Annotated in this window: 15 protein-coding genes; 7 read left to right on the forward strand and 8 right to left on the reverse strand. The window is 66.0% G+C overall.

Going from position 1 to position 12,639, the window contains the following annotated elements; all coding sequences use genetic code 11:
- The first annotated feature begins 31 nt into the window (after positions 1 to 31).
- A complete protein-coding gene (locus tag IVB48_RS06740; RefSeq protein ID WP_247398744.1) occupies positions 32 to 328 on the forward strand; it encodes a hypothetical protein in 297 nt (98 codons plus the stop codon).
- 244 nt (positions 329 to 572) lie between these two features.
- Here IVB48_RS06740 and IVB48_RS06745 read toward each other — a convergent pair whose 3' ends face one another.
- Positions 573 to 1,124, reverse strand: a complete 552-nt coding sequence (locus IVB48_RS06745; RefSeq protein WP_027568149.1) for a TetR/AcrR family transcriptional regulator — start codon at positions 1,122 to 1,124, stop codon at positions 573 to 575.
- A 129-nt stretch (positions 1,125 to 1,253) separates the two neighbouring features.
- Here IVB48_RS06745 and IVB48_RS06750 point away from each other — a divergent pair, with 129 nt between their 5' ends.
- On the forward strand, positions 1,254 to 2,111 hold the full coding sequence (locus IVB48_RS06750) for an oxidoreductase (protein WP_247398747.1): 858 nt from the start codon (positions 1,254 to 1,256) through the stop codon (positions 2,109 to 2,111).
- Between the two features lie 7 nt (positions 2,112 to 2,118).
- On the opposite strand, the gene IVB48_RS06755 is transcribed toward IVB48_RS06750, so the two are convergent.
- Complete coding sequence (locus tag IVB48_RS06755) at positions 2,119 to 2,916, reverse strand: adenylate/guanylate cyclase domain-containing protein (protein ID WP_247398749.1); 798 nt, start codon at positions 2,914 to 2,916, stop codon at positions 2,119 to 2,121.
- Positions 2,917 to 3,032: 116 nt separating this feature from the next.
- Between IVB48_RS06755 and IVB48_RS06760 the strand changes: the two genes are divergently transcribed.
- Positions 3,033 to 3,536 (forward strand): hypothetical protein, encoded by a 504-nt coding sequence (locus IVB48_RS06760; protein WP_247398752.1) that lies wholly within the window; start codon positions 3,033 to 3,035, stop codon positions 3,534 to 3,536.
- A gap of 21 nt (positions 3,537 to 3,557) precedes the next feature.
- Here IVB48_RS06760 and IVB48_RS06765 read toward each other — a convergent pair whose 3' ends face one another.
- The 3 genes from IVB48_RS06765 to IVB48_RS06775 all read right to left on the reverse strand — a co-directional run bounded on the left by IVB48_RS06765 (position 3,558) and on the right by IVB48_RS06775 (position 7,665).
- Complete coding sequence (locus IVB48_RS06765) at positions 3,558 to 4,745, reverse strand: adenylate/guanylate cyclase domain-containing protein (RefSeq protein ID WP_247398755.1); 1,188 nt, start codon at positions 4,743 to 4,745, stop codon at positions 3,558 to 3,560.
- Positions 4,746 to 4,886: 141 nt separating this feature from the next.
- The gene (locus IVB48_RS06770) at positions 4,887 to 5,471 is read right to left on the reverse strand and encodes a HutD family protein (protein ID WP_247398759.1); all 585 of its coding nucleotides are present in this window, start codon (positions 5,469 to 5,471) and stop codon (positions 4,887 to 4,889) included.
- A gap of 103 nt (positions 5,472 to 5,574) precedes the next feature.
- Entirely contained in the window at positions 5,575 to 7,665 is a 2,091-nt protein-coding gene (locus tag IVB48_RS06775; protein ID WP_247398763.1) for an adenylate/guanylate cyclase domain-containing protein, read from the reverse strand.
- 318 nt (positions 7,666 to 7,983) lie between these two features.
- Here IVB48_RS06775 and IVB48_RS06780 point away from each other — a divergent pair, with 318 nt between their 5' ends.
- The 4 genes from IVB48_RS06780 to IVB48_RS06795 are packed head-to-tail and all read left to right on the forward strand — an operon-like array spanning position 7,984 to position 10,528.
- Positions 7,984 to 8,289 carry a DUF2282 domain-containing protein gene (locus IVB48_RS06780; protein WP_247357209.1) on the forward strand — a complete coding sequence of 102 codons (306 nt, stop codon included), beginning with the start codon at positions 7,984 to 7,986 and terminating at the stop codon, positions 8,287 to 8,289.
- A gap of 46 nt (positions 8,290 to 8,335) precedes the next feature.
- Positions 8,336 to 9,250 carry a DUF692 domain-containing protein gene (locus IVB48_RS06785; RefSeq protein ID WP_247357210.1) on the forward strand — a complete coding sequence of 305 codons (915 nt, stop codon included), beginning with the start codon at positions 8,336 to 8,338 and terminating at the stop codon, positions 9,248 to 9,250.
- Positions 9,240 to 10,019, forward strand: a complete 780-nt coding sequence (locus tag IVB48_RS06790) for a DNA-binding domain-containing protein (protein ID WP_247398766.1) — start codon at positions 9,240 to 9,242, stop codon at positions 10,017 to 10,019. The genes IVB48_RS06785 and IVB48_RS06790 overlap by 11 nt, the downstream gene beginning before the upstream one ends.
- Complete coding sequence (locus IVB48_RS06795; RefSeq protein ID WP_247398769.1) at positions 10,019 to 10,528, forward strand: DoxX family protein; 510 nt, start codon at positions 10,019 to 10,021, stop codon at positions 10,526 to 10,528. Before IVB48_RS06790 ends, IVB48_RS06795 begins: the two co-directional genes overlap by 1 nt.
- Before the next feature lie 12 nt (positions 10,529 to 10,540).
- Here the strand turns inward: IVB48_RS06795 and IVB48_RS06800 are convergent, their stop codons facing one another.
- From IVB48_RS06800 to IVB48_RS06810, 3 genes are read right to left on the reverse strand one after another with little or no spacing between them, the layout of a single operon-like run.
- Complete coding sequence (locus tag IVB48_RS06800) at positions 10,541 to 11,389, reverse strand: SDR family oxidoreductase (RefSeq protein ID WP_247398772.1); 849 nt, start codon at positions 11,387 to 11,389, stop codon at positions 10,541 to 10,543.
- A gap of 9 nt (positions 11,390 to 11,398) precedes the next feature.
- Positions 11,399 to 11,950, reverse strand: coding sequence for a carboxymuconolactone decarboxylase family protein (locus IVB48_RS06805; RefSeq protein ID WP_247398776.1), 552 nt, complete (start codon positions 11,948 to 11,950; stop codon positions 11,399 to 11,401).
- On the reverse strand, positions 11,928 to 12,629 hold the full coding sequence (locus tag IVB48_RS06810) for a TetR/AcrR family transcriptional regulator (RefSeq protein ID WP_247398778.1): 702 nt from the start codon (positions 12,627 to 12,629) through the stop codon (positions 11,928 to 11,930). The genes IVB48_RS06805 and IVB48_RS06810 overlap by 23 nt, the downstream gene beginning before the upstream one ends.
- Between the last annotated feature and the right edge of the window lie 10 nt (positions 12,630 to 12,639).

Below are 12,639 nucleotides of genomic sequence, written 5' to 3' on the forward strand. Positions count from 1 at the left end.
GTATGTGACGACGTCAAGCAAAGGAGCGGACATGAAAAAGCTGGTTCTCGCGGGGCTGGTTGCGGCTCTTGCATTGCCTCCTTCCGCATTCGCGCAAGGCGGCGCGGGTGCGTCCAGGACCGGGTCGAGCATCGACTCCTCAAGCACCGGCGGCACGACGGGAGCGGGAGCCTCCAGCCTCAACACGTCATCCGACAACAACGGCGGCGGCGCGAGCGCACCGGCCAAGTCGTCGACGACGCGGCCAGGCGACAATGACACAAGGCAAACGCAAGGAGGCCAGCAGGCCATCCCAGGCTCCGGCTCCACGGGAGCCAACCGCAAATAGGCGCGCCGCGAACGATTGACCGATTGCCCTCACGCTAAAGGCCCGGATGATGATCCGGGCCTTGTCTCGTCACCACCAGGGATCCCAATAGGGCGGCGGAGCGTAGGCGTAAGGTACATAATAGCCCCGCCGCACGACGCGCGGTCCATAATAGCCGTAGGGCGGGCCATAGTAGCGCGGGCCATAATAGGCATCGGCCCGGAATTTTATTCCGACCTTTCGGCGCCCCCGCCGAGGCGCGCCCTCACCCCGCCAGCGACTTCCTCGTCGCGCGAAGAATATCATCCGACAGCTTGGGATCGTCCACGGCGCGGGCGAGCACGAGGGCGCCAACCATGGATGCGGCCGCCGCGAGCGCCTTGTCCTCGCGCTGGCGCGGCTTCAGCGTGGCGGCCATCCGGCTGCTCAGCAGCGCGATCGTGCCGCGCACGCCGGCGGTGAAGCGCGCTCTCAGGCCGCTGCCTTGACGTGACACCTCACAGGCGAGCGCAGCGAAGGGGCAGCCGGCGGCGGGATCGTCGCGATGCCCCGGCGAGAGATATTGCGAAACATAGTCCTCGAGTTCGAACGCCTCGGGCAATTCCTGGCCTTTGGCCTCGATCGCATGGGCCACGGCTTCCTCGACCAGCCGCTCCTTGGAGCCGAACTGGCTGTACAGGCTGCCATGCGTCATCCCGGCCGCCTCGGCGAGCGCGTCGACACCGACACCTGCGATGCCGCGCTCCCGCAGCAGGCGCGAGGCGGTCTCGAGAATATGCTCGCGATTTTTGGCGGCCTGTTCCTTTGAGACGCGCATGGCACTGATCCTTGGATGCCGGGATTGGGCACTGGGGCTTGACTTTTATAATTACGATCGTCATTTATATCAATAGTTACGATCGTAATCAAACTATTTCAGGCCCGGTAGTGGCGTCGGAGAGGCATTATGAACAGGATTACACCGAAGATCGCGCTGGTGACCGGCGCCTCCTCAGGCATCGGCCAGGCCACGGCGGAGCGGCTCGCGAACGCCGGCTACAAGGTGTTCGGCACCAGCAGGCGGGGCGCGCAGCCGGGCAAGCAGGCGTTCGAGATGCTGGCTCTCGACGTCACCAGCGATGCATCGGTGGAAGCCGCCGTCGGCGAAGTGATCCGGCGCGAGGGCCGCATCGACCTGCTCGTCAACAACGCCGGCTTCGGCGTTGCCCCCGCCGGCGCGGAAGAGAGCTCGATGGAGCAGGCGCGCGCGATTTTCGAGACGAACTTCTTCGGCCTGATCCGGATGACGCGCGCCGTTGTGCCGCACATGCGCCGCCAGGGAAATGGTCGCATCATCAATATCGGCTCGGTGCTCGGCTTTCTGCCGATGCCCTATGGCGCGCTCTATGCCGCGACCAAGCACGCGGTGGCGGGCTATTCGGAATCGCTCGACCATGAACTGCGCACGCGGGGCATCCGGGTCTCGGTGGTCGAGCCCGCCTACACCAAGACGCCGTTCGACGCGAACTTCATGGAGCCCGACGCCACGCTCGACGAATATCGCGAGGCCCGCGCCGGCGTGACCAAGCGGGTGAACGAGGTGATGGCGACGGCCGAACAGCCTGGCGTGGTCGCCGAGACGGTGCTGAAGGCCGCGAGCGCGGCGCGCCCGCAACTCAAATACGCGGCCGGCAGCCTTGCGAAGCGCCTGCGATTGCTACGCAGGTTTGCGCCCGCAGCCCTGGTGGATGCCGGGATTCGAAAGGATTTGCGGCTCGATGCGACGGCGGCGCCGCAGCTCGCCCGCACCGCGCGGGCTTTCTGAGGGCGACTCAGCCCTCCACCCGCCACAGCCGCCAGCGCTCCGGCACGCCCTTGAGCTGGTGTACGCCGTGATCGGCGAAGCGGATCTCGGACTTCGGCGCCAGCAGCTCCTTCACCGCGCTGGAGACCAAGACCTCGCCGGCGCGTGCCTTGGCGGCGACGCGGGTGCCGATGTGAAAGGCGAGGCCGACCGCCTCGGTGCCGCTCACGGTGTATTCGCCCGCATGCAGGCCGACCCTGATCTCGAGGCCGAGCGTACGCACCGCCTTCTGGATCGCGGCCGCGCAACCGATGCCGGCAGCCGGCGTCTTGAACGTCGCCAGCACGCCGTCGCCCGTTGTCGTGACTTCCTTGCCGCGCGAATTCTTCAGCTCCTTGCGGACCGCCGCGTAATAATGGCCCATGATCTTGGTCCAGCGGACATCGCCGAGCTTTGCAGCCTTCGCGGTGGAGCCGACGATATCGACGATCAGGATCGTGGCGAGCGCTCGCTTGAGCTCGCTGTTGCCTGCGGCCGGTCGGCGCCGCAGCACGATCGCGCCGGCGAGAGGTTCATAGCGATGGTTGCGGCGCCGCGCGATCGCGGCCTTTGCGTAGTCCTGGGCACGCTGCGCGCTGCCGCAGCGAATGGTCTTCTCCTGCGGCAGACGGGTCCAGTAAACCTTGCGTCCGTCACCGGCGCCCTGGACCTCCACGGCGCCCCATTTCAGGAGGATCGCCGTGCCGACGCGCCGGACGCACCACGCCTTCGACGTGTAACCCGATACGTTCGACTGATGGATTCCGATGCGGAGGAATTTTGGCATGAACGTGCGGCCGATCGAAGCAACGTTTGGGCGACCCAGGGTCAAGCGTAGTGACACACTCCGGCATTGGCAATACGATCCGCGGTCTAGACCTGTTCATTTCAAACCAGTGCAATATGCAAAACCATTTCCGCGCTTCTTATGAAGCCGCCCTGTTGTCGGCCGCGCTCGCAATCGTCGCCTTGCCCGACATGGCGCGTGCGCAGTCGGGAAGCGCCGGCGGCAGCATCGGCAATGACGAAAAATCGCTGTCCGGTTCGCGCGAGACGCCGCGGACGGCCGAGCCTTCGAAGCCGGCACGGCGCAGCAAGCCCGCGGACGACGAGCCGCGCCGCGCGCCGCAAAAGAGCGGCGGAGGCAGCAATCTCGACGGAGCATGGGTTCTGACCAGTGTCGGCACGCCCTGCGGCACCTCCTCCGACACGGTGGTCATCACCGGCGGCAAGTTGGTCGGACAGTACGGCACCGCTCAAGTCAGTCCGAACGGCTCCACCTCCGGGGTCGGTGCCGCCGGAAGCCTGACCTGGACCATGTCCGGGCGGTTCTCAGGCCGCAGCGGCTCCGGGTCGTTCCGGCGATCCGATGGATGCGTCGGAAGCTGGACCGGATCGAAACAGTGATCGTCGCATATCGGCTTTGCCTCACCCCTGATACGCAAACAGCTCGATCGGCTCGCTGAAGCCGCGCACACCGTGCTCGCCAACGCGCTCCAGATCGAACTGGCCGCCGACGAGATCGGCGAAGTCGCGTGACAGCAGCACCGTCTTTCCCAATTGCTTGGTCAAGGCTTCGAGGCGCGAGGCCATGTTGACGGCGGGACCGATCACGGTGAAGTCGAGCCGGGTGGACGATCCGATATTGCCGTACATGACGTCGCCGACATGGACGCCGATGCCGTAGTTCAGCGGCGCGCGGCCGGTGCCGTCGTTGCGCGCGTTCAACGCGATCATGGCCTGACGGGCTTCGGTCACGGCATGCAGCAGGTTTGCACCGGCCTCGGGCTCGCTCAGCGGAAAGATGGCGAGCAGGCCGTCACCGATGAATTTCAGGATCTCGCCGCCATGCCGCGCGATCGGCTCCGACATCGCGTCGAAATAGTCGTTGAGCAGATCGATGACGTCGTCGCGCGGCCAATTGTCGGAAATCTTGGTGAACTCGCGCAGATCGCAGATCATGATCGCGGCGCGCACCGTCGTGCCGGTGCCGCGCCGCGTGGCGCCGGCCAGGATGAGCTCGCCGGCATGGGAGCCGACATAGGTCTCGAGCAGCGTTCGCGCCAGCCGGTTCTTGATGCGGATCTCGCTGACCAGCGCCAGCACCGGCAATATGTTCTTGAGGGCGGCGACATGGGTCTCGTCGAAACCGCCGGGCCGGTCGGTCGCGAAGGTGACGAGATGGCGCTTGCCGAGCGTATGATAGAGCGGCCAGGCCACATAGTCGGTCAGCCCCTGCGCGCGCATCTCGCAATAGAGCGCGTGCTTGCGGCCGAGCGCTGGGTCCTGCTCGAGATTCTCGCGCACCTCGGTTGCGCCGTCGAACATTTCGTTGGCGGGACTGCCGATGTATTCGGACCGCTCGCGGACGTCGTAGTCGACCCGCGCAATCTCCGCCTCGCGCATGCCGTCTGCCCACATGAAGCGGGCGCCCAGCCATTGCGGATGCTGGATCAGCACGTGAACCGTCGACCGCGCCAGCGGAATGCCGGCCTGCTGAAGCCGGATGCACATCTCGGCAAAGATCTTGTCGATGAAGCGCTCGTCGCGCGTGCCGTTGATCAGCCAATCGACGACACCGTCGGATAGCGTGGCGTTCTTGTCTCGCGCGGTCATATCTGCCCGTTCATATCGTGGCTGCCCATATCGTGCTCTGGGCAGCGGCTGCATCAGGGCAGATATCGTGCTCCGGCGCGACGGCGTCAACCTAGCCAGTTGCACGGATTGTGCGCACCGCTCCGGCGGCGGGAACGCGGTTCAGCCGACGATCTGAATAGAGCCCAGCACGGCCAGCCCCGACACAAGCGCAAGCGTCGACGCCCCCGTCAGTTCGACCTTCAACGTGTTTTCGTGCGAAATCGAAAAATCCGTGCCGTCGAGACGGATGCCGCAGTCGCCGCGCGCCGCATAGATCAGATGCGTGCCGGCGGACAATCGCCGCTCACCGGGCGCCTTAAGCGCTTCGAGCTCAAGCGCCACCGCACCGCGCCGGCCCATCAAATTCACCACCTCGACTGGCCCTTCCTCGAGCCTGGTCACGATCTCGAGTTCGCCGGTGAATCGCACCGTCGTGAACGGCTCGCGCTCGTCGAATTCCTGGGTGGGCGATTTCAGCACCAGCCCGCGGCCGCCGACCACCATTTGCAAACGGTCGATGCCGGGCATATGGGAGAACGGCCCGGGTGCCACGATTGGCGTGGCCGCGAAGCGCCACAGCAGGCTGTCCCAATCCTTCACATTGGACTCAGCGCGATGGGCATCCGCGATATCGGTAAAGATGCCGCCGCCGTTCTTCCAGGGCGAGCGGGCATAGTCTTCGGATTTCAGCAGTGTGGTTTTCATGAATTGAGGTGGTCCGGGAGCGCGAGAGGGCGGGTGTCAATTACGTATCATGCAGGCAGAATCGTCGCCAGCTCTCGTCCGTCAGCACGCCAATCTTTCGCGACTACTTCGTCGTCAGTGCCGCGACCGGGCGCCACACAACATCAGGCGCGCTCTCAACCAACTGCCGGCAGCGGTCGCGCATCAGTTCAGCAGGGCGATCCGGGCCGCGCATATTCAGCACGGCTTCGAAATCAGCGAGTGCAGCCGCAAAATGGCGCCCGCGGTAGTTAGCGAGGCCCTGTTCATATCGTACGATCCAATCAAGCCTCTCCCCGCCGCTCTCCCCGGCAAGTCCGATCAATTCGTAGACCGCAAAGCCCTCCTCACGTCCATACACGGCGATGCTGTCGATCTCGCGCGTGACGATGGCGCCGCGTGCGAGACGTTCGGTCGCTTCGCCAATGAGGATTTGCGTGCCGTAGGATTTGTTGGCGCCCTCGAGGCGGCTCGCGACGTTCACGGCATCGCCGATCACGGTATAGTTCAGGCGCAGCTCGGAACCGATATTGCCGACCAACATGCGGCCGGAATTGATACCGATCCGGATCTGGAGCGGCTGGCCAAGATCGTCGGCAAGGCCCGAGGCCGCGATCGCCCTGCAACAGCCGAGCGCCGCACGGCAGCAGCGCAGCGCGTGGTCGGCCTGCGGCTGCGGCGCGCCCCAGAACGCCATGACGGCGTCGCCGATGAACTTGTCGATGGTGCCGCCATTGGCGACGACGGCCTCTGAGGCGAGGTCGAGATAGCGCGACAACAACGGCACCACGCGATCGCCCAGCCGCTCGGACAGCCCGGTGAAGCCGGCGATGTCGACGAACATCACGCTGAGCTCCTGCATGCTGCCACCTGGCCTTGCCTCGACGCCCTGGCGCAACAGCGAGCGGACCAGATCGGCCGGGATGAACTTGCGAAACGCGGACAGGCCGGCCGCCATCTCGGCGATCGCGCCGGACAGGCTCGCGATCTCCTTGAGCCGCGACGGATGGCGGCGGACCTGCTCCAGTGCGAAGGCTTCGACATGGCGGAGCTCGCCGACGACGCGCGACAGCGGTGCGGCGATGACGGAACGCGCCAGCATCGCCGAGGCCAACGCTGCGAGCACGGCGCCGATGCCAAGGCCGATGATCAGGCGGCGCAATGTCGTCTCGACCGGACCGAGGAACTCGGCCTCGGGGATCACGGTTGCGAGCGACCAGCCGGGAAACGGCAGCGGCGTGAGCGCCACTTCGTAAGCGCCGCCAGCCGATGTCAGCCGACTTCGCCAGGCTGCCTTGCGGCCATCCTCGCCCGCCTTCACGAGTGCCATCCGCGCCAGCGGTAGCAGCGTCGTATCGCCCTTCGCAGCGTGCAGCTCGTCGGCGTCCTTGTCAGGCGCCGCGATCAGCTCGCCGCTGCCGTCGATGATGAAAGCCGTTCCGGTGCGCCCAACCTCGAGCTGCGACAGGAAGCGCGCGAGCCTGGTGTATTCGATGACGATGGCGAGGACGCCTTGCCGCTCCTGGTAGACATCGATCGGGCCGGCAAAGGCAATCGATGGCCGCTCGCCGGTCGGATGGTCCATGACCTTGAACCACTGCGGCTCCCCGGCCGCCAGCCCGGTCTTGAACCAGGCGCGATCGGCGACGCGAAAATCTGTCGGCTCGAAACGGCGATTGGCGAATTCGATATCGCCGGGCACCACCTCGTATTCGTCGATGCGGCGCTGGCCGGCGTGATCGGTCAGCGAGATCTCCATCATCTCCAGGCGGCGGTCGCCGAGCTTGTGCGCGGCGAAGAAGGTCCCGTCGGGCCAGCCAAAGGCGACCCAGGAGATCGTCGCCTGCGACTGCAGTTGCGACAGGAACACGAATTCGCGCTTGTCGGCCTCGCGGGTGTCGAGCACGTTCTGCAAGAACAGCGTTCGAATGGCGGTGTGGGCCGCACGCGCCTCGTCCACAATCGCGGCGACCTCCTTGCGGACAGCGGCCACGATCTGCTCGTTGATGGTCGATGCGAGCTGCCGGCTCGCCGCCTCCGCCGTGCGCCACCACAACAGGCTGGAGAGGGCGGCGGTCAAAAGGATCGCGGTCAGGACCAGCGCCGAGACGGCGAGGCGGATGCTGACCGTCAGCTTCGCGATCGCGCGCAGGTGCCGTCCGGGATCAACATTCATAGCTGTTTCCGTTCTCCGGCAAAGCGGCGACCGGCCACCTCCTGTTACCGCTCTACGTGGCACGCGTGCATTCGTTACCTGTGGCAGGCGCCGCGCGTCGCCGCCAATGCTCTCCGGCTAAGGTCTCGATAGAGACTAGGCATTGGATTGACCGGCCCGTCACCCGCTAATCCGATCCAAGCGCACAGCCCGTGCGCCCATCTAACGGCCTCACGAACTCGTGACCTGCTCGATCGGTAACGCGAGCGGCTGCGGGGCGAACCGAACAAGGCGCTCTTCGCCTGCCAGGCGATGCCATCTCGAACAGGAGAAACTTCGATGTCTGCCAAACTTGCCGTGACCACGTTCGTTCTCGCCGGCGCCATGTCGACCGCACTGGCGACCCTGGCCGCTGCTGCTCCGCTGACCAAGGCCGAGGGCGACGCGGCCGTCGCCGCCAAGAAGGAAAAATGCTTCGGCGTCGCGCTGAAGGGCCAGAACGATTGCGCGGCCGGACCGGGCACGACCTGCCAGGGCACCTCGACCGCCGACTTCCAGGGCAATGCATGGAAATTCGTCCAGGGCGGCACCTGCACCAGCATCGACCTGCCGGGTGGCAAGAAGGGCTCGCTGAAGCCGGTCTGACGCGCTGCGTCGCGACCACCACAACACGGAAGAGCGGAGTGAAACCATGACGACGGCAATCGCGCCTGACATGTCTGCGGTGCCCCTCCGCTATTCCGCGCCCATCGGCGGCGTCGCCGGGACCAGCTTCAAGCCTGAACATCTTCAGGCGATCCTGGGCGCGAAACCACAACGCGGCTTCTTCGAGGTCCACGCCGAGAACTACATGGGCGCAGGCGGACCGCCGCACCGCGCGCTGGAAGCGATCCGCCGCGACCATCCCCTCTCACTGCATGGCGTGTGCATGTCGATCGGCGGACCACAGCCGCTCGACAAGGCGCATCTGGCCCGCTTTCGCGCACTGGTGGCGCGTTACCAGCCCGCGCTGGTATCCGAGCATCTCGCCTGGTCGACGCATGAGACCAGCTTCTTCAACGATCTGTTGCCGCTGCCCTACACCGCGGCAACGCTCCGGAACGTCTGCGATCACATCGATCAGGTACAGGACGCGATCCGCCGCCCGCTGCTGCTGGAAAACCCGTCGACCTACGTCGCCTTTCGCGAATCGTCGATGAGCGAGACCGATTTCATCCGCACTGTTGCCGAGCGGACCGGCTGCGGGCTGCTGCTCGACATCAACAATGTATTCGTATCAGCGACCAATCACGGCTTCTCGGCACTCGACTACCTCGCGGACTTTCCGCTGCCGCGCGTCGGGGAGATCCATCTCGCCGGCCATGCCGAGCAGGCCGACGACGAAGGCGATCTGCTGCTGATCGACAGCCATGACGGCCCGGTCGCGGACGCCGTGTGGAAGCTGTACGAGATCGCCGTCCGGCGCCGCGGCGGCGTGCCGACGCTGATCGAGTGGGACAGCAAGATCCCGGATTGGGCGGTCCTGCAAGCGGAAGCCGCCGCCGCGCAGGCGATCCTCGACCGTTGCCGCCCGGTCGGGCTGACGGGAGATCGTCATGCCGCCTGAGCCTGACCTTTGCTTTGCCGCAGCCTTTGCACCGGCGCTGCTGGACCCGGTGCGCCCTGCGCCCGAGATCGTGACCGGCCCGAACGGCAAGGCCAATGGCAAGCGCTACGACGTCTACCGCAACAACGTCACGGTCAGCCTGATCGACGCGCTCGCCGCGATCTATCCGGCGGTGCAGCGCATCACCGGCGCCGGCTTCTTCCGTGCCATGGCGCGCTTCCACGTTCGCCTGACGCCACCGATCTCACCCCTGCTGTTCGACTACGGCCGCGACTTCCCCGCCTTCATCGCGCAATATGAACATGCGCAGATGATGCCATGGCTCGCAGATGTCGCACGCATCGAGCGAGCCTGGCTCGATGCCTATCACGCCGCCGACGCCGCACCGCTGTCGCCGGCGCAGCTTGCCGCTGTTGCGCCGGATCGGCTGGGCGATCTCGTTCTCCTACCGCACCCGGCGACGAGAATCGTGCGGTCGCAATTCGCGGCGGTGACGATATTCGCCGCCAACCGCGACACGTCGCCGGTCGGGCGCATCGACGCTGCGACACCGGAAGACGCGTTGGTCACGCGCGCCGAATTCGATGTCGTGGTCCGGCACCTGCCGCCGGGCGGAGCAGTATTCGCGAGCAGCCTGATGTCGGGTCGGCCGCTCGGCGAGGCCGCCGCACGCGCGCTGGACGCGGCGGCCGACTTCGACATCGCTTCGAACATCACCGGCCTGATCGAGGCGGGCGCCTTCACCTCATTCGCTTTCGGAGACGTCTGATGATCACGGACCAACGCATGCAGGCGGGCGGCGGCCTGCCCTCACTCGGACTCCTCGTCGACAAGGCCAATCATCTCGTGCAGACCATCGCCTCGCCGTCAGTCGTTCAGCTCGTGCTCCGCATCGCGCTGGCGGTGCCGTTCTGGCGTTCCGGCATGCTCAAATGGGCAGGCTTCCTCAGGCTCAACGACACCGCGGTGACGTTGTTCAGCGACGAGTTCATGCTGCATCTGCCGGGCGGGCCCTATCACTATCCGGCGCCGACCGTCATGGCCTTTCTCTCCGGATGCGGGGAAATCATGTTCCCGATCCTCCTCCTGCTCGGCCTCGGCACGCGGTTTGCGGCGCTCGGACTGCTGTTCATGACTGTCATCGTCGAGCTGACCGTGCCTGACGGCTGGCCGATCCACATCACCTGGGCAGCGATGGCGCTCGGCATCATGGCCTACGGGCCGGGCAGGGTCTCGCTGGACCACCTCATCTGCCGAGCGCGTGCGAACGGGCCATAGGCGCGAGCCGCCTCACATCCCGCTCAGGCCGCTATCGACCGCGAGCGTCTGCGCGGTGACGTAGACGCTCTCGTCCGAGAGGAAGAACAGCACGGCATAGGCGATTTCCCAGGCGGTGGCCTGGCGGCCGAACGGGACGTGGCCCTTGCCGCGCGAGGGGCGGCCGGCGCCGGCCTCGCGGCCATTCGGCGTGTCGACGAGGCCGGGATAGACCAGGTTGGCGCGGATGCCGCGGCGCGAGCCGAAATGGGCGATGTTGCGCATGAGGCCGCCGAGCGCGGCTTTCGAGGAATCATACACCGCCATTTGCGAGCCGGCTTTCAGCGCGGCGATGGAGGAGATGAAGACGATCGATCCGCCGCTGTCGAATCTAGGCAGGCCTGCGCGGCAGCACAGCATCGGGCCGCGAACGTTGACGTCGTAGATCGCATTCCACTCCTCGGGGCTGACGGCATCGAGCCCGACTTTGCCGAAGGTGCCGATGTTGAGCACCATGCCGTCGAGCCCGCCCATGGCGCGATGCGCCTCGTCGATCATGCGCAGGACGTCGGCCTCCGACGTGACGTCGGCGGCAATCGCAAAGGCTTCACCGCCTTCGTCGGTGATGCGCTTGACGGTGTGCTCGGCCGAGGTTCGGTTGAGATCGGCGACCGCGACCTTCGCACCCTCGCGCGCGCAAAGAATGCTCATGGCGCGGCCGTTGCCGATCGGATCGGTGGCGGCGTCGAACACACGCTGGCCACCGCCGACGATCAGGATGCGGCGGCCCTCGAGACGTCCCCTGCCCGGCGCTTCGCCCAGCGACTCCGCGCTTGGCGGACGGACATAGCGCTCCGGCCTGGTCTCGGAATTCTCACGCACGCGACCCGCCTATTTCCTGCCGCCGTCATAGACCTTCATGCCGGCTGCCGGATCGAGATCGGTCTCGGTCGCCTCGGTGACACGCGCCATCATCATGTAGAAGCCGAGGGCGACGATGGATTCGACGATCTCCTGGTCGCTGAAATGCTCGCGCATGGCGGCGAAGGTCGGCGCGGGAACGCGGACGTTCTCGACCACTTCGCGGCCGAATTTCAGCAGCGCGCGCTCGGCCTCGCTCAAGCCGGCGGCATCATAGTCGGTGCGCTCGACCGCATCGATCTGGGCTTGCGTGCAGCCGATTCCGAGCGCGATCGGCACATGCTGGCGCCATTCATAGGCGCCGCCTTCGAGCTGGGCGGCCTGGAGGATCAGGAGCTCGCGGTTGACCGCACTGAGCTTCTGCTTGTGCAGGATCGAATTGCCGAGCCGCATCGCCGGGATCATGTTGGCCTCGGCATGGGCCATCATGCGGAAAATATTCAGCTTGACCGGCATGCGGTCGAACGAGGCGCGGATGTCGCCGCTGGTCGTCTCCGGATCAATCAGGGGCAGCCTTGCCACGATTCTCTCCCTTGGCTTTTCGTTTCTTGTTGTCTCGCGTCCCGCCATCCGCCGCGATCAGCGACAGGAAGAAGGCGAGATAGCGGTCGATCGCCTCGATCACCTTCGGCCGCGGCGACGGTTCCGCGCCCATCACGTAATGCTCGAGACGGATGTAGATCAGCCCGGCGGCGAACAGCCGCGCGGTCTCGCGCGGGTCCGGCGTCGAGACCAGGCCGGCGAGCGCAAAACCGCGGAAATAATCCGTCATCATGCTCTGCTCGCGCGCGTAGAAATGATCGGCGAATTTGGCGCGGATGCCGGGCACGCGGTTGCGCTCGGCGGTGATGACTTTCTGGAACTGGTGCTCGCGCGGATCGGACCATTGCTCGACGAGGTCCAGTGCAAACTGCCGGCAGAACGCGGCGGGCTGGCGCGCGAGCTGCTTGTAGCGAGGCTCTTCCAGCCGGCTCGCCGAACTGGCCGGACCGTGCTCGCTGACGATCGCCTCGAGGATCGCGGCCTTGCCGGCGAAGTGATTGTAGAGGCTGCTCTCGCGAATGCCGACGCGACGCGCGAGCTCGCGCATCGAGGCGCCGCCATAGCCGCTCTGCGCGAACAGATCGAGCGCCTCGGCGAGGATGCGCGCGCGGGTCGTGGGCGCAGCTGCTTCCGCCGCGCTGGTGGTGTGGACAGCCATGCAACTTGAC

Origin of the sequence: Bradyrhizobium sp. 76 (assembly GCF_023073025.1) — a bacterium.
Taxonomy (GTDB): Bacteria; Pseudomonadota; Alphaproteobacteria; order Rhizobiales; family Xanthobacteraceae; genus Bradyrhizobium.

Bases quoted from the DNA above. Each gene is read 5' to 3' on its own strand.
- IVB48_RS06810 (WP_247398778.1), bottom strand. From the start codon at position 12,629: ATGGCTGTCCACACCACCAGCGCGGCGGAAGCAGCTGCGCCCACGACC.
- IVB48_RS06795 (WP_247398769.1), top strand. From the start codon at position 10,019: ATGATCACGGACCAACGCATGCAGGCGGGCGGCGGCCTGCCCTCACTC.
- IVB48_RS06790 (WP_247398766.1), top strand. From the start codon at position 9,240: ATGCCGCCTGAGCCTGACCTTTGCTTTGCCGCAGCCTTTGCACCGGCG.
- IVB48_RS06770 (WP_247398759.1), bottom strand. From the start codon at position 5,471: ATGAAAACCACACTGCTGAAATCCGAAGACTATGCCCGCTCGCCCTGG.
- IVB48_RS06740 (WP_247398744.1), top strand. From the start codon at position 32: ATGAAAAAGCTGGTTCTCGCGGGGCTGGTTGCGGCTCTTGCATTGCCT.
- IVB48_RS06755 (WP_247398749.1), bottom strand. From the start codon at position 2,916: ATGCCAAAATTCCTCCGCATCGGAATCCATCAGTCGAACGTATCGGGT.
- IVB48_RS06780 (WP_247357209.1), top strand. From the start codon at position 7,984: ATGTCTGCCAAACTTGCCGTGACCACGTTCGTTCTCGCCGGCGCCATG.
- IVB48_RS06775 (WP_247398763.1), bottom strand. From the start codon at position 7,665: ATGAATGTTGATCCCGGACGGCACCTGCGCGCGATCGCGAAGCTGACG.
- IVB48_RS06785 (WP_247357210.1), top strand. From the start codon at position 8,336: ATGACGACGGCAATCGCGCCTGACATGTCTGCGGTGCCCCTCCGCTAT.
- IVB48_RS06760 (WP_247398752.1), top strand. From the start codon at position 3,033: ATGCAAAACCATTTCCGCGCTTCTTATGAAGCCGCCCTGTTGTCGGCC.
- IVB48_RS06765 (WP_247398755.1), bottom strand. From the start codon at position 4,745: ATGACCGCGCGAGACAAGAACGCCACGCTATCCGACGGTGTCGTCGAT.
- IVB48_RS06745 (WP_027568149.1), bottom strand. From the start codon at position 1,124: ATGCGCGTCTCAAAGGAACAGGCCGCCAAAAATCGCGAGCATATTCTC.
- IVB48_RS06750 (WP_247398747.1), top strand. From the start codon at position 1,254: ATGAACAGGATTACACCGAAGATCGCGCTGGTGACCGGCGCCTCCTCA.